23 protein-coding genes and 1 other RNA gene are annotated in these 21,113 nt (G+C 62.0%); 8 read left to right on the top strand and 16 right to left on the bottom strand.

Features of this window, described 5'->3' with window-relative positions; all coding sequences use genetic code 11:
- Together NP945_RS19985 and NP945_RS19980 are read right to left on the bottom strand one after the other, a co-directional pair.
- Positions 1 to 750 (bottom strand): YebC/PmpR family DNA-binding transcriptional regulator, encoded by a 750-nt coding sequence (locus NP945_RS19985; protein WP_023811824.1) that lies wholly within the window; start codon positions 748 to 750, stop codon positions 1 to 3.
- Between the two features lie 206 nt (positions 751 to 956).
- A complete protein-coding gene (locus NP945_RS19980) occupies positions 957 to 1,280 on the bottom strand; it encodes a helix-turn-helix transcriptional regulator (RefSeq protein WP_127399198.1) in 324 nt (107 codons plus the stop codon).
- Positions 1,281 to 1,332: 52 nt separating this feature from the next.
- On the opposite strand from NP945_RS19980, the gene NP945_RS19975 reads away from it, so the two are divergent.
- Genes NP945_RS19975 through NP945_RS19960 form a run of 4 tightly spaced genes read left to right on the top strand, consistent with a single transcriptional unit; the run spans position 1,333 to position 3,142 of the window.
- Complete coding sequence (locus NP945_RS19975; protein ID WP_127269212.1) at positions 1,333 to 1,815, top strand: SRPBCC domain-containing protein; 483 nt, start codon at positions 1,333 to 1,335, stop codon at positions 1,813 to 1,815.
- Between the two features lie 28 nt (positions 1,816 to 1,843).
- Positions 1,844 to 2,236 carry a VOC family protein gene (locus NP945_RS19970; RefSeq protein WP_127269213.1) on the top strand — a complete coding sequence of 131 codons (393 nt, stop codon included), beginning with the start codon at positions 1,844 to 1,846 and terminating at the stop codon, positions 2,234 to 2,236.
- Between the two features lie 49 nt (positions 2,237 to 2,285).
- Positions 2,286 to 2,648, top strand: a complete 363-nt coding sequence (locus NP945_RS19965; protein ID WP_127269214.1) for a hypothetical protein — start codon at positions 2,286 to 2,288, stop codon at positions 2,646 to 2,648.
- Positions 2,649 to 2,674: 26 nt separating this feature from the next.
- Positions 2,675 to 3,142: an SRPBCC family protein gene (locus NP945_RS19960; RefSeq protein ID WP_127269215.1), complete on the top strand. Its 468-nt coding sequence runs from the start codon at positions 2,675 to 2,677 to the stop codon at positions 3,140 to 3,142.
- A 16-nt stretch (positions 3,143 to 3,158) separates the two neighbouring features.
- Here NP945_RS19960 and NP945_RS19955 read toward each other — a convergent pair whose 3' ends face one another.
- The 4 genes from NP945_RS19955 to ssrS form a co-directional block, all read right to left on the bottom strand.
- Entirely contained in the window at positions 3,159 to 3,920 is a 762-nt protein-coding gene (locus tag NP945_RS19955; RefSeq protein ID WP_127269216.1) for a TerC family protein, read from the bottom strand.
- Between the two features lie 74 nt (positions 3,921 to 3,994).
- A complete protein-coding gene (locus NP945_RS19950) occupies positions 3,995 to 4,819 on the bottom strand; it encodes a YmdB family metallophosphoesterase (RefSeq protein ID WP_127270387.1) in 825 nt (274 codons plus the stop codon).
- A 69-nt stretch (positions 4,820 to 4,888) separates the two neighbouring features.
- Positions 4,889 to 5,476, bottom strand: a complete 588-nt coding sequence (locus tag NP945_RS19945; RefSeq protein ID WP_256747327.1) for a 5-formyltetrahydrofolate cyclo-ligase — start codon at positions 5,474 to 5,476, stop codon at positions 4,889 to 4,891.
- A 96-nt stretch (positions 5,477 to 5,572) separates the two neighbouring features.
- Positions 5,573 to 5,728: non-coding RNA, 6S RNA (ssrS, locus tag NP945_RS19940), on the bottom strand.
- Positions 5,729 to 5,876: 148 nt separating this feature from the next.
- Here ssrS and NP945_RS19935 point away from each other — a divergent pair.
- The 4 genes from NP945_RS19935 to msrB all read left to right on the top strand — a co-directional run bounded on the left by NP945_RS19935 (position 5,877) and on the right by msrB (position 9,203).
- A complete protein-coding gene (locus tag NP945_RS19935) occupies positions 5,877 to 6,716 on the top strand; it encodes a MoxR family ATPase (protein WP_256747326.1) in 840 nt (279 codons plus the stop codon).
- Between the two features lie 86 nt (positions 6,717 to 6,802).
- A complete protein-coding gene (locus tag NP945_RS19930) occupies positions 6,803 to 7,249 on the top strand; it encodes a GNAT family N-acetyltransferase (RefSeq protein ID WP_127270385.1) in 447 nt (148 codons plus the stop codon).
- A 7-nt stretch (positions 7,250 to 7,256) separates the two neighbouring features.
- Positions 7,257 to 8,447, top strand: coding sequence for a VWA domain-containing protein (locus NP945_RS19925; RefSeq protein ID WP_256747325.1), 1,191 nt, complete (start codon positions 7,257 to 7,259; stop codon positions 8,445 to 8,447).
- 351 nt (positions 8,448 to 8,798) lie between these two features.
- Positions 8,799 to 9,203 (top strand): peptide-methionine (R)-S-oxide reductase MsrB, encoded by a 405-nt coding sequence (gene msrB, locus NP945_RS19920; RefSeq protein WP_127270383.1) that lies wholly within the window; start codon positions 8,799 to 8,801, stop codon positions 9,201 to 9,203.
- An 86-nt stretch (positions 9,204 to 9,289) separates the two neighbouring features.
- Here msrB and NP945_RS19915 read toward each other — a convergent pair whose 3' ends face one another.
- The 10 genes from NP945_RS19915 to NP945_RS19870 form a co-directional block, all read right to left on the bottom strand.
- Positions 9,290 to 9,601, bottom strand: coding sequence for a hypothetical protein (locus NP945_RS19915; RefSeq protein ID WP_127270382.1), 312 nt, complete (start codon positions 9,599 to 9,601; stop codon positions 9,290 to 9,292).
- A gap of 7 nt (positions 9,602 to 9,608) precedes the next feature.
- Complete coding sequence (locus NP945_RS19910) at positions 9,609 to 10,049, bottom strand: hypothetical protein (RefSeq protein WP_256747324.1); 441 nt, start codon at positions 10,047 to 10,049, stop codon at positions 9,609 to 9,611.
- A gap of 175 nt (positions 10,050 to 10,224) precedes the next feature.
- Positions 10,225 to 10,485, bottom strand: a complete 261-nt coding sequence (locus NP945_RS19905; RefSeq protein WP_013529099.1) for a DUF2312 domain-containing protein — start codon at positions 10,483 to 10,485, stop codon at positions 10,225 to 10,227.
- A gap of 156 nt (positions 10,486 to 10,641) precedes the next feature.
- The gene (gene pyc / locus NP945_RS19900) at positions 10,642 to 14,100 is read right to left on the bottom strand and encodes a pyruvate carboxylase (protein WP_256747323.1); all 3,459 of its coding nucleotides are present in this window, start codon (positions 14,098 to 14,100) and stop codon (positions 10,642 to 10,644) included.
- A gap of 283 nt (positions 14,101 to 14,383) precedes the next feature.
- The gene (locus NP945_RS19895) at positions 14,384 to 15,502 is read right to left on the bottom strand and encodes a branched-chain amino acid ABC transporter substrate-binding protein (protein ID WP_256747322.1); all 1,119 of its coding nucleotides are present in this window, start codon (positions 15,500 to 15,502) and stop codon (positions 14,384 to 14,386) included.
- A 137-nt stretch (positions 15,503 to 15,639) separates the two neighbouring features.
- A complete protein-coding gene (locus tag NP945_RS19890) occupies positions 15,640 to 15,987 on the bottom strand; it encodes a DUF6867 family protein (RefSeq protein ID WP_023811804.1) in 348 nt (115 codons plus the stop codon).
- 111 nt (positions 15,988 to 16,098) lie between these two features.
- Positions 16,099 to 16,827 carry an ABC transporter ATP-binding protein gene (locus tag NP945_RS19885; protein WP_027037230.1) on the bottom strand — a complete coding sequence of 243 codons (729 nt, stop codon included), beginning with the start codon at positions 16,825 to 16,827 and terminating at the stop codon, positions 16,099 to 16,101.
- Positions 16,827 to 18,395: an ATP-binding cassette domain-containing protein gene (locus NP945_RS19880; protein WP_256747321.1), complete on the bottom strand. Its 1,569-nt coding sequence runs from the start codon at positions 18,393 to 18,395 to the stop codon at positions 16,827 to 16,829. The genes NP945_RS19885 and NP945_RS19880 overlap by 1 nt, the downstream gene beginning before the upstream one ends.
- Positions 18,395 to 19,990, bottom strand: a complete 1,596-nt coding sequence (livM, locus tag NP945_RS19875; protein ID WP_256747320.1) for a high-affinity branched-chain amino acid ABC transporter permease LivM — start codon at positions 19,988 to 19,990, stop codon at positions 18,395 to 18,397. Before livM ends, NP945_RS19880 begins: the two co-directional genes overlap by 1 nt.
- Before the next feature lie 4 nt (positions 19,991 to 19,994).
- Positions 19,995 to 20,897 carry a branched-chain amino acid ABC transporter permease gene (locus NP945_RS19870; protein ID WP_127267457.1) on the bottom strand — a complete coding sequence of 301 codons (903 nt, stop codon included), beginning with the start codon at positions 20,895 to 20,897 and terminating at the stop codon, positions 19,995 to 19,997.
- Positions 20,898 to 21,113 lie beyond the last annotated feature (216 nt).

Here is a 21,113-nt window from a genome sequence, read left to right as displayed (position 1 = left end):
TCATGCCGCGCTGAGCTTGGCCATAGTCTCGTCGTCGACTTCGAAGTTGGCGTAGACGCTCTGCACGTCGTCGTCATCCTCGAGCGTGGCGACCAGCTTCATCAGCGACTGTGCCCGCTCCTCGTCGACCGGAACGTTGTTTTGCGGCCGCCAGATCGGCTTGACCGATTCAGCCTCACCGAGTGCGCCTTCCAGCGCCTTCGACACTTCGCCCATGTTCTCAAAGCCGCAATAGATGGTGTGGCCTTCCTCGTCGGATTCGACATCGTCGGCGCCGGCTTCGATCGCCGCATCCATGATCTTGTCGGCGCTGCCGGCCGATGCCGGATAGTAGATCTCGCCGGCACGGTCCCACATGAACGACACCGAGCCGGTTTCGCCCATCGCGCCGCCGGCCTTGGTGAAGGCGGCGCGCACATTGGATGCCGAACGGTTGCGGTTGTCGGTCAGCGCCTCGACAATGACGGCGACGCCGCCCGGGCCATAGCCCTCGTAGCGCACGGCTTCGTAGTTCTCGGCATCGCCCATCGAGGCCTTGTTGACGGCGCGTTGGATGTTGTCCTTCGGCATCGACACCGCCTTGGCGTTCTGAATCGCCAGCCGCAAGCGAGGGTTCATCGATGGATCGGGCGTCCCGCTTTTGGCGGCGACGGTGATTTCGCGCGCCAGCTTGGAAAACATTTTAGACCGCACCGCATCCTGGCGGCCCTTGCGGTGCATGATGTTCTTGAACTGTGAATGGCCAGCCATGGTGTCGTCTTCTCGGCTAGAGCATCCCGAAGCGAAGTGATCTGACCTCGTTTCCGCAATGCCCGAATTCAAAATTTCAGAGCGTCTCAGGTGCACCTCGTGGAAGCACGGCGTTCTCTGTCGGAATGGCCGGCTTATAGATAAATCGGCTCAATTCGTCCAGCCGCACCGCGCATGCGGCGTAAGACATGACCTGCTGCGGCCGCTCATGCCTCGAGGTCCGACTTCAGCCGGTCGATGATGCTGAGGGCATGCCCGGCATACTGGCTGATCCAGCGGTCGTGGATCTGCTTGATCGGCAGCGCGTTGAGATGGTTCCAGCGCTCGCGGCCGTCGCGCCGCGCAACGATCAGGTCGGCCTCCTCCAACACCTTGAGATGCAGCATCACGGTGCAGCGATCGATGTCGGGAAAGGCCTCGCACAGCATGCCGGTCGTCTTCGGCGTGTCCTTCAGCTGATCCAGCATTTCACGCCGGCGCGGATGCGCCAGCGCCTTGAAAACATTGTCGTCTTGCGATTGGCTTGACATGTTATGTTTTTATAACATATTGTTGGGTCGATCAAGGGAAGGAGTTGTGGATATGTCACTTGGATTCAGTGTTTCCGGACGCATCGGCAAGCCGGTCGCCGACGTCTTCGACGCGGTCGTCAATCCGAAGAAACTGAGCGGCTATTTCACCACGATCGGCGGCGCCAGCGCCCCGCTGGAAGCTGGCGCCGGCGTCGTCTGGTGGGGCAAGGTGCCGGTCGAGGTCGACGAAGTGGTCAAGGACAGCCGCATCGTGCTGCGCTGGGATGCCACCGACGCCGACGGCAAACCCGCCTACAAGACCCGCATCGAGATGAATTTCGAGCCGCTCGACGATGGCGGCACCTTCGTCACCATCGCCGAGAGCGGTTGGCAGGAAGGCGCGGTCGGCCTGAAGAAGTCCTACCTCAATTGCGAGGGCTGGTCGCAGATGCTGGCCTGCATGAAGGCCTATGTCGAATACGGCATCAATTTGCGCGACGGCTACTATCGCAGCGAGATGAGGGGCGAACCCGCCAACGAGACCAATATCTGAGCGACTATGGGGAGGATGGAGATCCGCAATGAAGAAAGTAACGCCATTCCTGATGTTCGAGGGCAAGGCCGAAGAGGCAATGACCCTCTATTGCGAGACCATTCCCGGCAGCAGCGTGCTTGACGTCACGAATTACGGCCCCGGCGAAGACGGCCCGCAAGGAACGGTCAAGCTGGCGCGGGTGTCGATCGCTGGGCTGGAAGTCATGGTCTTCAACAGCCCCGTGCACCACGCCTTCACGTTCACGCCATCGGTCTCGCTCTATGTGGACTGTTCCTCAGAAGAAGAGCTGAACCGGATTGTCGAGACACTGGGCGAGGACGGCGCGTTCCTGATGCCACCGGACAATTACGGCTTCAGCCGCCGTTTCGCATGGCTCAACGACAGGTTCGGGGTCTCCTGGCAGATAAATCTCGCATGACCAGCCTGAGCAAAGGCGACAACAGCCGAACACGACAACGGAGCCAGCTATGACCACGAAAATCACCGGCGGCATCAACATCGCCATGAAGGTACCGCCGCACCAATATGAGGCGACGATCGCCTTCTACCGCGACGTCGTCGGCCTGAAGCCGTTCACAGACAAAGCACCGGCCATCGGCTTCGAGCTTGGCCCCAACCGCCTGTGGATCGATGAGGCGCCGATGATGAGCCAGGCCGAGGTGTGGCTGGAGCTGTTCACCAAGGATTTCCCCATGGCTGCGGATCATTTCGCCAAGGCCGGTGTTGTGCGTTGCGACGCCATTGAGCCCTTGGGCGAGGGCTTCCGCGGCGGCTGGATCACCAACCCTGCCAACATTATTCACATGCTGCGCGAACCGGACGCCTGGTGAGCGCCGAATCCCGAAAGGAGCATCCGATGGACATCCGCGAAAAACCATTCGCCGAAGCCGGCATGCTGATCCGGCGGCCTGTCGCCGATGTATTCGAGGCCATCGTCGATCCGGCCATAACCACGAAATTCTGGTTCACCCATGGCAGCGGCCGGCTGGACAGCGGCAAGCAGGTCCTCTGGGAGTGGCGCATGTACGGCGTCTCGACGACAGTCGACGTCAGCGAGATCGTCGCGAATGAAAAGATCGTCATGCAATGGAGCGATCCGCCAACCACCGTGGTCTGGACATTCACCGAAATGCCTGGCGAGACGACCTTTCTCGAGGTTCGCAATTTTGGCTTCGCCGGGGATGGCGACGAGCAGGTGAAAGAGGCCGTCGGCTCAACCGGCGGCTTCACGCTGGTGCTGGCCGGCGCCAAGGCGTGGCTGGAACAGGGCCTGACGCTCGGCCTGATCGGCGACCGTCACCCGAAGGGCGTGCCAGGACATTAGGTATTCAGGGTCTGCCTCAATGCCCGCCGCCCGACTTCTTACGTCGCCGCGCCAGCATGTTGAGCCCCTCGACCAATGCCGAAAAGCCCATCGCCGCATAGATGTAGCCCTTGGGCACATGGTAGCCCATGCCGTCTGCGATCAGCGTCATGCCGATCATCAGAAGGAAGCCCAGCGCCAGCATGACGATGCTCGGGTTCTTGGCGATGAAGTTGGCCAGCGGCCCGGCCGCCAGCATCATCACGGTGACCGCGACGATCACGGCGATGTACATGATGGCGATCTCGTCGGTCATGCCGACGGCGGTGATGATCGAGTCGATCGAGAAGACCAGGTCGAGCAGCAGGATCTGGAAGATCGCGCCGGCAAGGCTGATCTGCAGCGTCTCGCCCATCATCGTATCCTTGTGGTCGTCGGGATCGACGGTGTGATGGATCTCCTTGGTCGCCTTCCAGACCAGGAACAGGCCGCCGGCGATCAGGATCAGGTCGCGCCAGGAAAAACCGTGACCGAAGGCCGTGAACACCGGCGTGGTCAGCTGGACGATGATCGAAATGGTGGCCAGCAGCACCAGCCGCATGATCAGGGCCGCCGAGATGCCGAGCCGGCGGGCACGGGCCCGTTGTGCTTCCGGCAGCTTGTTGGTCAGGATCGAGATGAAGATCAGATTGTCGATGCCGAGCACGACCTCGAGCACAATCAGCGTCAGCAGCGCGACCCAGGCCGTCGGGTCGGAAACAAATTGAAAATGCGGCGCCAGGAATTCGATGAGCTGCATGGAGGTCGTCCCCTCTTTTAACGATCTAGAGCAGTGTCGCCGGCAGTTAGGTATTAAGCGTGCCTATATCAATGTCACGACCAGAAGGACGGTGCGGTTTCCTCCAGCCGTGGCCCGCGACGAAACGGCGCAATCCGCTCGGTCAGCCCTGTGCGGTCTGAAATATCGACGCCGACGCCGCACAAAGTCGCCGGTCCGGTCGCCGCCTCGAAGCGGCCTTTCGGCACCTTCGACAGGAACCGGTTGAGCGGCTCCTCCTTGTCCATGCCGAGCGAGGAATCATAGTCGCCGCACATGCCGGCGTCGGACATATAGCCGGTACCGCCGTTGAGGATCTGGTGATCACCCGTCGGCTGGTGGGTGTGGGTGCCGATGACGAGGCTGGCGCGGCCGTCGACGAAATGCGCGAAGCACATCTTTTCCGAGGTCGCCTCGGCGTGGAAGTCGATAATCACGGCATCCGCCTGCTCGCCGAGCGGACAGGCGGCAAGCTCGCGTTCGCCGGCCTGGAACGGATCGTCGAGCTCGGGATGCATGAACACCCGGCCCATGATGTTGGCGACCAGCACGCGCGCGCCGCTCCTGGCGATATAGACACCGGAGCCGCGCCCGGGCGTGCCCTTGGGAAAGTTGGAGGGACGCAGGAAGCGCTCTTCGCGCGGCGCGAAGGCCAGCGCATCACGCTGGTCCCAGACATGGTTGCCGGTGGTGACGACATCGGCACCGGCCGCGATCGTCTCGCGAAAGATGTCTTCGGTGATGCCGAAGCCGCCGGCGGCGTTCTCGCCGTTGACGATGACGAAATCGAGTTTGAAGTCGGAGATCAGTCCGGGCAGCTGTTCCCACACCGCCGTGCGTCCTGTCTTTCCAACCATGTCACCGAGGAAGAGAAGTCTCATATGATCCCGCACCGAAGGTCAGCGAAAGCTGCATGACGCCAGTGAAGATCATGCGTCCCTTGTACTTATCTACAATTTTGGCGCGAAGCGGCGCAACCCGCTCTCGGTGAGTATTTCCGCAATGACGACGTCATGTTCCTCATCCGGCACCATTGCCACCTCCTGGCAGTCGAAGGCGATGCCGACCAGCCGCGGCGGCTCTCCCTTGTCGATCAGCTTGGCGATGGCGCGGTCGTAATAGCCGGCACCATAGCCGATGCGATGGCCGCGTACATCGAAAGCGGCAAGCGGCACCAGCATCACAGAGGGGTCGAGCACCTCGGCTTCCTCGTGAGGGCCGACCGTGCCGAAACCCATCTCGACCATCGGCGCGCCGCGCACCAGTTCGCGAAAGACAATGGTGGTCTTGTCGAGAATGGCCGGCAGGCAAAGCCGCGCGCCCTTTTCGCGCAAGGCAAACATCAGCGGCCGAACGTCGACTTCCGAACGCATCGGCCAGAAGCCGGAAACGATCTGGCCCGGCTCGACATGGAGGTGATCGCGTGCCGTCTCGGCCATTTCAAGCGCGACCTCCACCCGCCAGAACTCATCGAGCGCATCGCGGCGTCCGAGGGCCTCACGGCGAAGCTGCTTTTTCAGGTCTTTGAGAGAGGTCATTCAGCCAGGGTAGAAAAGGTCAGATCTGGATGGAGTTTTGGGAGCGACGTTTTCCACCGCAATCATCCACCGAAATGCGGGACGCGTGGCAATAAGTGACGATCCACACAACCGGTGGAGAGAGCGATCCCGGGAACCTACAAAGTAGGTGGGCGCCGTGTGAGAAAACCCACGGGTCTTCCCAGGGACAGCTCCCTAAGGATCGTTAAGGCCCCGGGGAAAATGTTCTCCTGCCGGGAAGCACAGACCGTCCCGCCCAATATAGGCTGCCGGCCGGCTAAGCGCCAGTGAGACGGGCATATGTTTCCATCAGGGTTCAAGCCCATTCGCCGCGGCCGGCGCACCCTTGCACAGGGTGAGCCGCGTCCTTACGGTTGCCATGACCAACCGAGGAGCAAGAATGCGTTTCGAAGGCACGGCGGCCTATGTCGCCGACAAGGATCTGATGGTGGCAGTCAACGCGGCGATCGCGCTGGAGCGGCCCTTGCTGGTCAAGGGCGAGCCAGGCACCGGCAAGACGGAACTCGCCCGCCAGGTGGCTGCTGCACTCGGCCTCGACCTCATCGAATGGCACGTCAAGTCGACGACGCGGGCGCAGCAGGGCCTGTACGAATATGATGCCGTCTCGCGGCTGCGCGACAGCCAGCTTGGCGACGAGTGCTTCAACGACATCAGGAACTACATCAAGCGCGGCAAGCTCTGGGAGGCGTTCGCCGCCGGCAGGAAGGTCGTGCTTTTGATCGACGAGATCGACAAGGCCGACATCGAATTCCCCAACGACCTCCTGCAGGAACTCGATCGGATGGAGTTCTTCGTCTACGAGACCGGCGAAACCATCCGCGCCGCCGTCAGGCCGATCGTCATCATCACCTCCAACAACGAGAAGGAGTTGCCGGACGCGTTCCTGCGCCGCTGCTTCTTCCACTACATCCGCTTTCCCGACGTCGATACGCTGCACAGAATCGTCGATGTCCACTATCCCGGCATCAAGCAGAACATGGTGCGCGCGGCGCTGACCCAGTTCTACGAAATCCGCGACGTGCCCGGCTTGAAGAAGAAGCCGTCGACCTCCGAGGCGCTCGACTGGATAAGGCTGCTGGTCGCCGACGATATCGCGCCGGAAGATCTGCGCGCCGATCCGAAGAACGCCCTGCCCAAGTTGCATGGCGCATTGCTGAAGAACGAGCAGGACGTGCATTTGTTCGAGCGGCTGGCGTTCATGGCACGAAGGCAGCAATAGGTCAGCAGCAGCGCTTTCCCTCCTGTGGACCGTTGCCCGCAGCCGAACAGGCAGGCAGCCTCGGCCAAACCTTCAGAGGAGATGACATGTCTGAGATTATCGTCCGCCCGCTCGCGCAGTCCGACCACGCCGATTGGCGGCGGCTGTGGACCGACTACCTCACCTTCTATGAGACGAAGCTGCCGGAAGAGGTCTATGCCGTCACCTGGAAGCGGCTGTTCACCGAAGGTGAGTTCGAGCCGAAAGGCTTCATCGCCACGCTGGACGGCAAGGCGGTTGGGCTCACCCACTATCTCTACCACCGCTCAGGCTGGTCGGAAAAAAACAACTGCTATCTGCAGGACCTGTTCGCCGACCCTGACGTGCGCGGCAAGGGCATCGGCGCGGCGCTAATCGAGGCGGTGAGACAGGAAGCCGAAAAAGTCGGCGTCAAGAACGTCTACTGGATGACGCACGAGACCAACACCACCGCGCGCAAACTCTACGACCACGTTGCGCGCCGCACGGGCTTCATCGAGTATGATCTGCTGTAGATAGACAATGTTCATCCCCTTCTTCCTCGAACTGAAGGCCGCGCGTGTTCCCGTTTCGCTCAGGGAATATCTGTCGCTGCTGGAGGGGCTGAAAGCCGGGCTGGTCGACTACGACGTCGAAGGCTTTTATTACCTCGCCCGTGCGGCGTTGGTGAAGGACGAGCGCCACATCGACCGCTTCGACCAGGTGTTTGCCCATGTCTTCAAGGGCATCGAAGCACTGGGCGGGCCGGATGCCGTCGATGTCGCCAATATCCCCGAGGAATGGTTGCGCCGCCTCGCCGAAAAGCACCTGAGCGACGAAGAGAAAAAACTGGTCGAGGCGCTGGGCGGTTTCGAGAAACTGATGGAAACCTTGAAGCAGCGGCTGCAGGAGCAAAAAGGCCGCCACCAGGGCGGCTCGAAATGGATCGGCACCGGCGGCACCTCGCCTTTCGGCGCCTATGGCTACAATCCCGAAGGTGTGCGTATCGGCCAGCATGAAAGCCGCAACCGCCGCGCGGTGAAGGTGTGGGACAGACGTGAGTTCAGGAATTTCGACGATGCCGTCGAACTCGGCACCCGCAACATCAAGATCGCGCTGAAGCGCTTGCGTCGCTGGGTGCGCGAAGGCGCCGAGGAGGAATTCGACCTGCCCGGCACCATCCACGCCACCGCCGAGCACGGCTATCTCGATGTGCAGACGCGGCCCGAACGGCGCAACGCGGTGAAGCTTTTGATGTTCTTCGATGTCGGCGGCTCGATGGACGACCACATCAAGAGCGTCGAGGAGCTGTTTTCGGCCGCCCGCGCCGAATTCCGCCAGCTCGAATATTTTTATTTCCACAACTGCCTCTATGAGGGCGTGTGGAAGGACAATCGCCGCAGGCATGCCGAGGTGATTCCGACCTTCGACCTGCTCCACAAATATGGACCGGACTACAAGGTGATCGTTGTCGGCGACGCGTCGATGAGCCCCTACGAGATCGCTCACCCCGGCGGTTCGGTCGAGCACTCCAATCCGGAGGCAGGCAGCGTCTGGCTCGGCCGCCTGCTGCAGCAATGGCCGAACGCGGTATGGCTGAACCCCGAAGACCCCAAGAACTGGGGCTACACCCATTCGATTGCGATGATCCGCGACATCTTCGGCGGCCGCATGTTCCCGCTGACGCTGGCCGGGCTCGAAGGCGCGACCAAGCAGCTTTCAAGGAAGCATTAGTTGTCAGAGGTGCGGAACCATCACCTCAGAGACCATCAATCGTGAAAGTTGGCGCCGCCCCTCACTGTCCTGCCGGACATCTCTCCCCGTAAACGGGGCGAGAGGGCCTGGCCGCAACGCCGGCGCCTTTCTTGCAACGCTGACAATTGGCGAAATCGCGGACGACAGAGCCCCTCGCCCCGTTTACGGGGAGAGGATGCCGGCAGGCAGGTGAGGGGCGGCGCAGACGCCTGAAGAAGGGGGAATTCAACCTTGGAACGTCAGACACTGGGCAGTCGTGTAACAAATGCCTATCTTGACGCGAATATCCGGTTGCAATCAACAACGAGCCGGCAAGGCTGAGGAGATCACATGGACACCCATACCTACCCTGTAACTCGCACCGACGCCGAATGGCGCGCCCGGCTGACGCCGGAGCAGTATGCCGTCATGCGCGGTCACGGCACCGAACGGCCGGGAAGCTGCGCCTTGCTCTACGAGAAGCGCGCCGGCACCTTTTCCTGCGCCGGCTGCGACCAGCCCTTGTTCGAATCCAAGCTGAAGTTCGAGAGCGGCACCGGCTGGCCGAGCTTCAACGACCCGGTGCCGGGCTCGGTCGAAAACACCGTCGACCGCAGCTACGGCATGGTTCGCACCGAATGTCATTGCGCCCGCTGCGGCAGCCATCTCGGCCATGTCTTCGAGGACGGCCCGCCGCCGACCGGCCTGCGCTATTGCATCAACGGGGTGGCGCTGAAATTCGAGCCTTCGGCCTGAGCCATCCGGGTTCGACACTATTATGAAAGGTCGGCATCTGTCGCCCTTTTCGTTTAAGTATCCGTTGCCCCCCTCTGGGCAGACGATCAGACCACGATCATCGCCACCAGCCACAGCGTAGCGCCCAGCGTCATCATCCAGGCCTTGGCACCGGGTATCTTTTCGGTGGTCCGCCACACCGCCAAGGTTAGGAACAGGCTGTAGGGCACCGACGCGAAATGCACTGCCAGCACAAGCCCGAGCGGCAACTTCAATCCGAGCAGAACGAGCGCCAGCACCGATGCGGCGATGCTGACCGCGGTGCCGACGAGGACAAGGTCGCGCCAGAACAGCCGGTCGAGCGGCACCTGGCCTTGCCAGCGTGAGCGGAAAAAGGAGCCGATACCTTCTGGCAACACCGGATGTCTATCCCTGCCCCAGGACTTCGGTTACCGCGCGCTCGATACGCGAGCATTCGGTCACCAGCCAGTCGGCCATGGCTGGCCAGTTGTCCTCGGCACAGCAGTTCACCCGCCACATCGAGTTGATGCCAAGACCCTCGCAACTCTGTTCCGGCCTGAGCTTCAGCCTGGCCTCGATATCGGGCTGGAATGGCTTCAACCGCGACCACGCCTGCGTGGCGCCGAACTTCTCGTTGCGACCGAAGAAGACGCCGACCTGGCTCTGCGCCGGCGCAACATACATGGAAAGAACCAAGGCGAAGTCGGGCAGCCCGCGCTGCCAGAACCAGGGTCCGCGCCTCGCCATCAGAGCCCTTTCTTCGGGATGCCGCTCGGCGAACAGCGTCCAGAAGCCGCGCTGGCGGAATTCAGAGGCGCGGCGGGCGCCGAAGTCGAATTCGCTCATGGCTCGATGCTCGCTTCGGCATCATGCTCGGCCCGAGACTGTTTCGAAATTCGCTCTGGCGAGTCATATGGTGGTGGTTTCGAGAACCGGAGCGGAGCGTACTTAAAGTACGCGAGCACCGGAAGCGCAGAAAACGCCAACAGATGGCCGCCAGAGTAGAATTTCCAGACAGTCTCTACACCATACCGAGTGCGGCCTTGTACAGATCGAGGATGGTTTCCTCTTCCTGACGCTCGGCCTGGTCCTTCTTGCGCAGCCGGATGATCGTGCGCATCGCCTTGGTGTCGAAGCCGGTGCCCTTGGCCTCGGCGAACACTTCCTTGATGTCGTCGGAAATCGTCTTCTTCTCTTCCTCGAGCCGCTCTATGCGCTCGATGAAGGCACGCAGCTGGCCGGCGGCAACAGTCTGGCTGGTATCGGTGATATCGTCGGCCATATTTTTCTCCAAAAGCATCGGCTCCGCGACTCGCGGACGACTGCGGCAAAATTTGAGCCGGTTCGATGCCCGACCGGCGGCGGCGGGTCAAGCCGTTATCGACCAAGCCACAAGGGGCTGCCGCCAGAAGCCGACAGCCAGTCCGTTTTGCGAACTCTAATTGAAAGCGATCAGCAGATCCTTGGCATCGATCTGGTCGCCTGCCTTGACCAGCACCTCGGCGACCGTGCCGTCGCGCTCGGCATGCAGCGCCGTCTCCATCTTCATCGCTTCGATGGAAAGCAGCACGTCACCGGCCTTCACAGCCTGGCCGGCAGCCACCGAAAGCGCCGAGACGACGCCCGGCATCGGTGCGCCGACATGCGCCTCGTTGCCGGGTTCGGCCTTGCGGCGGGCCTTGGCGGCGGACGCGCCATGCGCCCGGTCGGGCACCTTGACACGACGCGGCTGGCCGTTGAGCTCGAAGAACACGGTGACCATGCCCTTCTCGTCGACATCGCCGATGGCCAGGCAGCGCACCACCAGCGTCTTGCCCTTCTCGATGTCGACGAAGATCTCGTCTTCCGGCTTCATGCCGTAGAAATAGGTCGGCGTCGGCAGGACGCTGACCGGCCCATAGGTTTCCTGCGCGCCGGCGAAATCCGTGAACACCTTCGGATACATCAGCCACGAGGCGAATTCGAACTCCGACAGCTTGCGCTCGAGCTTCTCCTCGATTTCCTTGCGGTTGGCCTTGAGGTCGGCTGGCTTGAGCAGTGAGCCGGGCCGCACCGTGATCGGCTTGTCGCCCTTCAGCGCCTTCCTCTGCAGCGCCGTCGGCCACCCGCCTGGCGACTGGCCAAGATCGCCGCGCAGCATCGAGACGACCGAGTCCGGAAAGGCGATATCCTTGTCCGGGTTTTCGACATCGGCAACGGTCAGGTCCTGGCTGACCATCATCAATGCCATGTCGCCGACGACCTTGGAGGACGGCGTCACCTTGACGATGTCGCCGAACATCAGATTGACGTCGTGATAGGTCTGCGCCACCTCGTGCCAGCGCGTCTCCAGTCCGAGCGAGCGCGCCTGTTCCTTCAGATTGGTGAACTGCCCGCCCGGCATCTCGTGCAGATAGACTTCCGAGGCCGGCCCCTTGAGGTCGCTTTCGAAGGCGGCGTACTGGTTGCGCACCGCTTCCCAGTAGAACGAGATTTTCCTGATCCATTGCGGGTCGAGACCGGGGTCGCGTTCTGTGCCCTTCAGCGCCTCGACGAGCGAGCCAAGGCATGGCTGCGAGGTGTTGCCGGAGAAAGCATCCATCGCCGCGTCTATGGCGTCGACGCCGCTTTCCACCGCCGCCAGCACCGTCGCCGCCGACAGGCCCGACGTGTCGTGGGTGTGGAAATGGATCGGCAGGTCGGTCGCCTCGCGCAGCGCCTTGAACAGCACGCGTGCCGCCGCCGGCTTCAGCAGTCCGGCCATGTCCTTGACGGCGATGATGTGGGCGCCGGCCGCCTGCAATTCCTTGGCCAGGCCGACATAGTATTTGAGGTCGTATTTCGCCCGCGCCGGATCGAGGATGTCGCCGGTATAGCAGATCGCCGCTTCGATCAGCTTGCCCTCGGCGCCGACCGCATCCATGGCGACGCGCATGTTGTCGACCCAGTTCAGGCAATCGAAGACCCGGAACAGGTCGATGCCACCGCTTGCTGCCTGCTTGACGAAATGCTGCACGACATTGTCGGGATAGTTGGTGTAGCCGACGCCATTGGCGCCGCGCAGCAGCATCTGCAACAGCAGATTGGGCGCCGCCTCGCGCACCAGCGACAGCCGCTCCCACGGATCCTCGGTGAGGAAGCGCATGGCGACGTCGAAGGTGGCGCCACCCCAGCATTCCAGCGATAGAAGCTGCGGCAAGGCGCGCGCATAGGTACCGGCGATGCCGGCAATGTCATGCGTTCGCACACGGGTGGCGAGCAACGACTGGTGGCCATCGCGCATCGTCGTGTCGGTGACCAGCACTTGCCTCTGATCGCGCATCCAGGCGGCGAACTTCTCCGGCCCGAGCACATCCAGCTTCTGCTTGCTGCCGCCGGGCACATTGCCGTTGAGGTAAGGCACCACGGGTGCGGCCGCATCGGCCTTCGGCTGCGGCCGGCCGCGCGTCTCGGGATGGCCGTTGACGCTGACGTCGGCGAGATAGTTGATGAGCTTGGTGGCGCGGTCCTGGCGCTTGACCTGCTGGAACAGTTCCGGCGTCGTGTCGATGAACTTGGTCGTGTAGGAATTGTCGGCGAAGCTCGGATGGTTGATGATCGCTTCGAGGAAAGTCAGGTTGGTGGCGACGCCGCGGATGCGGAACTCGCGCAGCGCCCGGTTCATGCGGGCGATCGTCTCGGCCGGCGTCGGCGCCCACGCCGTCACCTTTTCCAGCAGCGGATCGTAGAAGCGGGTGATGACAGCGCCCGAATAGGCGGTGCCGCCATCGAGGCGGATGCCGAAGCCTGTTGCGCCGCGATAGGCGGTGATGCGGCCGTAATCGGGGATGAAATTGTGTTCGGGATCTTCCGTGGTGATGCGGCACTGCAGCGCGTGGCCGTTCAGCCTTATGTCCTTCTGCGCCGGCACGCCTGATTCCGGTGTGCCGATGGCAAAGCCGTCGAGGATGTGGATCTGCGCCTTGACGATATCGATGCCGGTCACCTGCTCGGTGACGGTGTGCTCGACCTGGATGCGCGGATTGACCTCGATGAAATAGAATTTGCCGGTGTCGGCATCCTGCAGGAACTCGACCGTGCCGGCGCCGATATAACTGGTCTCGCGGGCGATCTTCAGCGCATGGCCGCAAAGCTCCTCGCGCTGCGACATTTCGAGATAGGGCGCCGGCGCCCGCTCGACGACCTTCTGGTTGCGGCGCTGGATCGAACAGTCGCGCTCGAACAGGTGCACCGCATTGCCATGGGTGTCGCCCAGCACCTGCACCTCGACATGGCGGGCGCGTTCGATCAGCTTTTCAAGATAGACCTCGTCCTTGCCGAAGGCGGCTTTCGCCTCGCGCTTGCCCTCGGTGACTTCACGGGCAAGGTCGGCTTCGGCGCGGATGGCGCGCATGCCGCGGCCGCCGCCGCCCCATGACGCCTTCAGCATCACCGGATAGCCGATTCCCTTGGCCAGTTTCTTGACCGCCTCCATGTCATCCGGCAACGGATCGGTGGCGGGGATCACCGGCACCCCGACCTCGATGGCGAGATTGCGCGCCGCGACCTTGTTGCCGAGCCGCCGCATTGTGTCCGGCTTCGGCCCGATGAAGGTAATGCCGGCTTCGGCACAGGCGTCGGCGAATTCGGGACTTTCCGACAACAATCCGTAGCCGGGATGAATAGCATCGGCACCCGACAGCCTGGCGACGCGGATCACCTCCTCGATCGACAGATAGCTTTCGATCGGCCCCATGTCCCGGGTCAGATGCGGCCCGCGTCCGACCTGGTAGCTCTCGTCGGCCTTGAAGCGATGCAGGGAGTATTTGTCTTCCTCGGCCCAGATCGCCACGGTTTTGAGGCCGAGTTCGTTGGCCGCGCGAAAAACGCGAATGGCGATTTCGGACCGGTTGGCGACGAGGATCTTCGTGATGGCCAAGGACTGGGCTCCAGCAACGGAAGGAAGAGAAATCGGCGCAATGATTAGCGTGAAAATGCTGCAGTGCAAACAAAATTGACGTGCGTTTAAACCGATTGAAATGGAATCATTGAGCCAGAAGCCCTTCGCATTCATCCGAACAGCAAGAAAAGCCCGGCTTTGCAGTTAGCGCACGATCATTCACCGGCTAAGAACCCGGCTCTATCGGCCGCCCCCCGTGATGGCAAAAGAAAATGCCCGGCGCGAGCGCCGGGCATCGTACATGGTCTGGAGACTGACGAGCTTACATCTTCTGGATGTAGGTGTACTTGCCGTCGTCGCCCTTCTTCCATTCGTACATGACGTAGCCGGGCAGCGTCGGGTCGCCCTTGGCGTCATAGGACAGGTCGCCGAGCACGGTCTTGAACGGGCCGTTTTCATGCAGCGCCTTGGCAACTGCCTGCGGATCGTTCGACTTGGCAGCGGTGGCTGCCGCGGCGATCGCCTGCATGGCTGCGTAGGAGTAGAGCGTGTAGGCTTCCGGTTCGAAACCCTGCGCGCGGAACTTCTCGACGAGTTCCTTGTTGGCGGGGATCAGGCGCGGATCCGGACCGAACGTGTTGAGCGTGCCCGCAACCGCGTCGCCCGCGATCGAAGCCAACTCGTTCGACACGATGCCGGCGCCGGAGACCAGCGTCGCCTTGAGGCCCTGGTCGGCGGCCTGGCGGATGATCAGGCCGGCTTCGGTGTGCAGGCCGCCCCAATAGATGATGGAAACGCCGGCTTCCTTCATCTTGGCGATCAGCGCCGAGAAGTCCTTGTCGCCGACATTGATGCCTTCGTACATGACTTCCGTCAGGCCCTTGGCATTCATCGCCTTCTTGGTTTCGTCGGCAAGGCCCTGACCGTAGGTGGTCTTGTCGTGCACGACGGCGATCTTGGCATCCTTGAAGTTGGCGGCCAGATAAGCGCCGGCAATGCTGCCCTGCTGGTCATCGCGTCCGCAGGTGCGGAACACGTTCCACAGGCCGCGTTCGGTGAACTGCGGGTTGGTTGCGGCCGGCGTCACTTCGACGATGCCGTTCTCGGCATAGACTTCCGAGGCCGGGATCGAGACGCCGGAGTTGAAGTGACCGACCACGAACTTGACGCCGTCGCCGACGAACTTGTTGGCGACCGAGATGCCCTGCTTCGGATCGGAAACGTCGTCGCCGACTTCGAGCTTGATCTGCTCGCCATTGATGCCGCCAGCCGCATTGATGTCGGCGACAGCAGCTTCCGCACCCTTCTGCAACTGCGCGCCGAAGGCGGCATTCGGACCGGTGATCGGGCCAGCGACGCCGACCATTACGTCAGCCCACGCGGCACCGCCGAACGCGACAAGCGCGGTCAGGGCGACGGCGGACAAAAGTGACTTTTTCATTTAAACGCTCCCATTAACGGAGTGGGCGTGGATGAAGCTTTCATGCGATGCCCACCCTTATCGCAGAAAGCATAGTTTGCCGATTTTCAGGCACTTGTCACGCCGATTCAATTTCGAGACGGCGTTAATGATGAACGTCAACCTTTCGGTTTCCAGCTCAAGAGTGAAGCTCTTTCGTAGAGCCAATTATACTGTGTCACCATCTGGTTGGTGCGCGTGTATTGGTAGCCGACGAAGCCGAGGATCATCAGCACGATGGTGTCGACGACATAATAGTGCAGCGAGAACATGGTGCCGCCGAACAGCGCGTGATGGATGAAGCGGATCGCGATGCCGAGGCCCAGCATATAGGCGAACAGCTGGATGAAGCTGCGCCACGTCTGAGCACTGGCCTTGCCCGTCATCCACGCCGCCCAGCCGCCGAGCAGACAGGTGACGAAGAAGAACTGCCAGATCGAGGGTTCCTCGTAAAGAATGCCCTGCATGGTGAAGTCTCCTTAGCATGATCCCGAAAAGTTGCGGACTTTCCGGACAAGATCATGCGACAAACAAACAATCTGGAGCGGAATGGCGGATGCACGCATTCCGCTCCGAACTCAGTGGTGCCCGCCTTCGAGATAGGCGGCGCGCACTTCCGGATTGGCGAGCAGTTCCTTGCCGGTGCCGCTCATCGTCACATTGCCATTGACCATGACGTAGCCGCGCGTGGCGAGCTTGAGCGCGCCGAAGGCGTTCTGCTCGACCAGGAACACGGTCAGCCCTTGGGTGCGGTTCAGTTCGCGGATGGCGTCGAATATCTGCTTGACGATCAGCGGCGCGAGACCCAGCGACGGCTCGTCGAGCAAAAGCAGCTTCGGCCGTGCCATCAGCGCGCGTCCGATCGACAGCATCTGCTGCTCACCGCCCGACAGCGTGCCGCCGCGCTGGGTGATGCGCTCTTTCAAACGCGGGAACAGCGTGAACACCTTCTCGACGTCCTCGTCATAGTGCTTGAGGTTGTCGAGGCTGGCGCCCATCTGCAGGTTTTCCATCACCGTCATGCGCGGAAATATCCGCCGGCCCTCGGGCGACTGGGCAATGCGCATGCGCGCGATCTCGTGCGTCGGCATCTGGGTGATGTCGGTGCCGGCAAAGGTGATGGTGCCGGCGCGAGCCCGCGGCGCGCCGAAAATAGTCATCATCAGCGTCGACTTGCCGGCGCCGTTGGCACCGATCAGCGCCACGATCTCACCTTGGTTGACGGTGACATCGACGCCGTTCAGCGCCCGGATGTTGCCGTAATAGGTCTGCACGCCCTTGATATCGAGCAGTGTTGTCGCGGCCATCACTTGCCCCCTCCGCGCTTGCCCGCCACGGGCTTGGCAGCGGTCTTGCTCCCGGTCTTTCCGGTGGCTGCCTTTGCAGTCTTTGCGGAAGCATGGCTTGTCGCCACCTTGCCCGCATCGACGCGGCGCGAGAATTCCGTGTCCTTGCCCTGGCCGAGCAGCCTGGCCTGTTTGACCCATTCCTCGCGCGCGATACGTCCGTCAAAGGCGAGATAGGCTTCGGCGGCCTCGACGTCGGCCTTTTTCCAGGCGCCGATCTGGTCGAAATGGAAGATGCCGTGATCGTTGAGCTTCTTCTCGTTGACCGTGCCGATGCCCTTGATGCGGGTCAAATTATCGGCCTTGCCGCCGCGAGGTGCCGCCAGCCGGTTGGAGATCTCTCCAGCCTTTGCCGGGGCCTTGGCTGCCGGCTTGGCCGACGCGGTCGACGTCGCCGCCGCGCCGGTTGCCGCCTTTGAAGCCGCTTTCGGAGCAGGCTTTGCCTTCGCTGCCGGCACGGCTGCCAGCGAGGCTGCCTTGTTTGCCGCGGCGAGCGACCTGGCGTCAACCTGACCGGCCTTTGACGCTCCCTTGGCCACCGTAACCCGCTCGCCCGAACTATGGCCGACCGTGTCGGTCACCGGCCCGGCGAGATAGGACGACGATGTTCCCGGACCATGCGCGGCATCCGGCCCTGTATCGAGCTGTTCGATGACATCTTCGTCGCCGACTTCGGTAAGGACCGCTTCGACTTCCTCGTCGTCGACGCCGAGATAGGCGGCGATGACGCGCGGGTCGGTGCGCACCGACTGCGGACTGCCGTCGGAGATCTTGCGGCCGTACTCCAGCACCACGACATGGTCGGAGATCTGCATGACCACCGACATGTCGTGCTCGATCAACAGGATCGAGGTACCGGATGTGTTCTTGATGTCGATCAGCAGCTCGTTCAGCGCCGCCGATTCCTTCGGATTGAGGCCGGCCGCCGGTTCGTCGAGGCACAGAAGCTCGGGTCCCGTGCACATGGCGCGAGCGATCTCGAGGCGGCGCTGCGCGCCATAGGGCAGGTCGCCGGCCGGGTCGTCGGCACGGTCGACAAGATCGGCCTTTTCCAGCCAATGCTTGGCGAGTTCCACCGATTCGGCCGAAGCCTTGCGATAGCCGCTGAAGCCGAACAGGCCGAGGACCGTGTAGCCCGATGCCTTCATCAGTTTGTTGTGCTGGGCGACCAGCAGGTTCTCCAGCAGGGTCATGCCGGAGAACAGGCGGATGTTCTGGAAGGTGCGCGCCACCTTGGCGCGCGCCGGGATCTCATGGTTGGGCAGCCGCTCGAGCAGGAAGGTCGAACCATCGTTCCGGTTGAGCGTGATCATGCCTTCCGACGGCTTGTAAAAACCGGTGATGCAGTTGAACACCGTGGTTTTGCCGGCGCCGTTAGGGCCGATCAGCGCGGTGATCTCGCCGCGCTTGGCGGCGAAAGACAGATCGCCGATGGCCACAAGGCCACCGAACTTCATCGACAGATGATCGACCTGCAGGATAGCGTCGTTCACGCCGGAATTGGCCTTCTGAACAGGGTTCGCATTCATCAGCCGTGTCCTTCCTTGGTGAAGGAGCTTGAGACAGCCTTTCGCTCCTTGAGGAAGGCGGTTGGTTCACGACTGCCGACGAAGCCGCGCGGCTTCCACAGCATGACGATGACCATGGCCATACCGAACAGAAGCATGCGGTAGAGCTCCGGTGTGAAGTCCGGCCCGAAGACCTGCTTGAGGAAGTCGAGTTCGCGCAATGCCTCGGTGCCGCCGATCATCACCATTGCGGCGACCGCGATGCCGACCAGCGAACCCATGCCGCCGAGAACGACGATGGCCAGGATGATGGCCGATTCCAGGAAGACGAAGGATTCCGGGCTGACGAAGCCCTGCCGTGCAGCGAAGAACGCGCCGGCGAAGCCGCCGAACATCGCACCCGTGGCGAAGGCTGTGAGCTTCGTGGTGGTGGTATTGATACCGAGCGAGCGGCAGGCGATCTCGTCCTCCCGCAACGCTTCCCAGGCACGGCCGACCGGCATGCGCCGCAGCCGGATGGTGACGAAGGCTGTCAGCAGCGCCAGCGCCAGGATCAGGTAATAGAGGAAGATCTTGTAGTAGGCGCTCGATGTCGCCAGATGCAGCACCTTGGCGATGTAATTGGGGTCCGACACGTTGAAGGTCATCAGGCCGAAGAAGGTGACCTTCGGGATGCCGGAAATACCGGCCGAACCGTTGGTGACCTCGCGCCAGTTGATCAGCACCAGGCGGATGATCTCACCGAAAGCCAAGGTGACGATCGCCAGATAGTCGCCGCGCAGGCGCAGCACCGGGAAGCCGAGCAGCACGCCCCAGAAGGCGGCCATGGCGCCGGCGGCCGGCAAAAGGATCCAGAACGACAGGCCGTACTGCGTGCCGAGCAGCGCATAGGCATAGGCGCCGACCGCGTAGAAGGCGACATAACCGAGGTCGAGCAGGCCGGCGAGGCCGACGACGATGTTCAGGCCCCAGGCCAGCATCACATAGATCAGGATCTGGATGCCGAAATTGTCGACCCATTTCAGCGAGCCTTGCAGCCCGCCGACGAACGACCAGGACATCAGCGACAGGATCGCCACCACCAGGATCGGATAGAGGATCAGCGCGGCAATGCCGAGTTTGGTGAAGTTGGCGTGAATGAAACCGCGGAAGTAATAGATCACGCAGGCCAGCACGTAGATGATTGCCAGGGCGCGCAGGAACTGCAGATAGCCGGCCGGCACGGCTCCCACCCATCCGACGAGAGAGCTATTGACCGCAAACAACACCACCGCCGCGACCAAGGCCACGATGAAGGCCGGCAACTGGAAGAAACGTGACGCCACGCTGGCCGGCAACAGGCCAGTGGCGACGTCGGTGATCTTCTGGTTGGCCAGGAAGGGCTGGCCATAAGCGACATAGAGGAAGCGCCCGATGGCCGTGGCGATCACCACGGCGGCAAGCAGGCCCCAGCGCGTCGTCAGGACCAGTTCATTGGAAATGTTCTGGCCGGTCTTCAGGCCGATGAACAGCACGAACAGGCCGAACGATATGGCAGCGGCATAAAGTGACTCGCGCAACGCGCGCTGCATAGGCGTGGCGACGGTGTCGCGCTCCGGAGATACGGTGACGGCCATGGTCTCAGACCTTTTCGACTTCTGGCCGGCCCAATATGCCGGAAGGCAGGAAGATCAGCACGATGGCCAGGATCGAGAACGCCGCGACGTCCTTGTAGTCGATCGAGAAATATGCCGACCACATGCTCTCGATGAAGCCGATCATCAGCCCGCCGAGCACAGCACCCGGCAACGAACCAATGCCGCCCAGCACCGCCGCCGTGAAGGCCTTCACGCCCGGCGTGAAGCCATCCGAGAAGGCAATGACGCCGTAATACATCAGGAACAAAGTGCCGGCGACCGCGGCAAGGGCCGCACCCATGATGAAGGTGATCGAGATCGTGCGGTCGACATCGATGCCGAGCAGCGCCGCCATCTTGCGGTCCTGCTCACAGGCCCGTTGCGCTCGCCCGAGCGAGGTCTTGTTGACCAGATACCAGAACAGCGCCAGCAGCAGCGCCGTGACGACGACGATGATGATCTGCTTCAGCGACACGCTGATGCCGTTGATGTTGTAAACCTGGCTGACCATCGGCGGGATCGGCTTGTTGCGGGGACCCTGCGTCACCTGGACGAAGTTCGACAGCGCGATCGACATGCCGATGGCGGTGATCAGCGGGGCCAGTCGGAACGAACCGCGCAGCGGCCGGTAGGCGACTTTTTCAATCGTCCAGTTGTAGAGGCTGGTGAGCAGCATCGCCACGATCATCATGACCAGCAGCGCCAGCACAACCGGCACGGAATAGAACAGCGCGCCAAGGGCGAGGAAGACGATCAGTGCTGTGAAGGCACCCACCATGAAGATGTCGCCATGGGCGAAATTGATCATGCCGATGATGCCGTAGACCATCGTGTAGCCGATCGCGATCAGCCCATAGATCGATCCCAGCGTCAGCCCGTTGATAAGCTGCTGGACAAAGTACTGCATGTGTACATGGCTCCCCTGGAATGTCGCCCATGCAGACGCATTCCTTTTCGTATTTCCCCTAGTCGTAAAGTTTCGAGCCCGGATTGCAACGTCATTTTTCAATCGTCATGCGTGTTTTCGAAGCACGCTACCCGATTGCCCGTTTTCCACCATCCGGCCCCTGGACTATCGCGGACCCTACCATTGGCATAACGCAATGTCTTTGACGATTCGACC

Origin of the sequence: Mesorhizobium sp. LMG17149 (assembly GCF_024518695.1) — a bacterium.
In the GTDB taxonomy this organism is placed as follows: Bacteria; Pseudomonadota; Alphaproteobacteria; order Rhizobiales; family Rhizobiaceae; genus Mesorhizobium.
The sequence above is the reverse complement of the archived record's forward strand: the minus strand, read 5'-3'. Positions and strand labels throughout refer to the sequence as shown.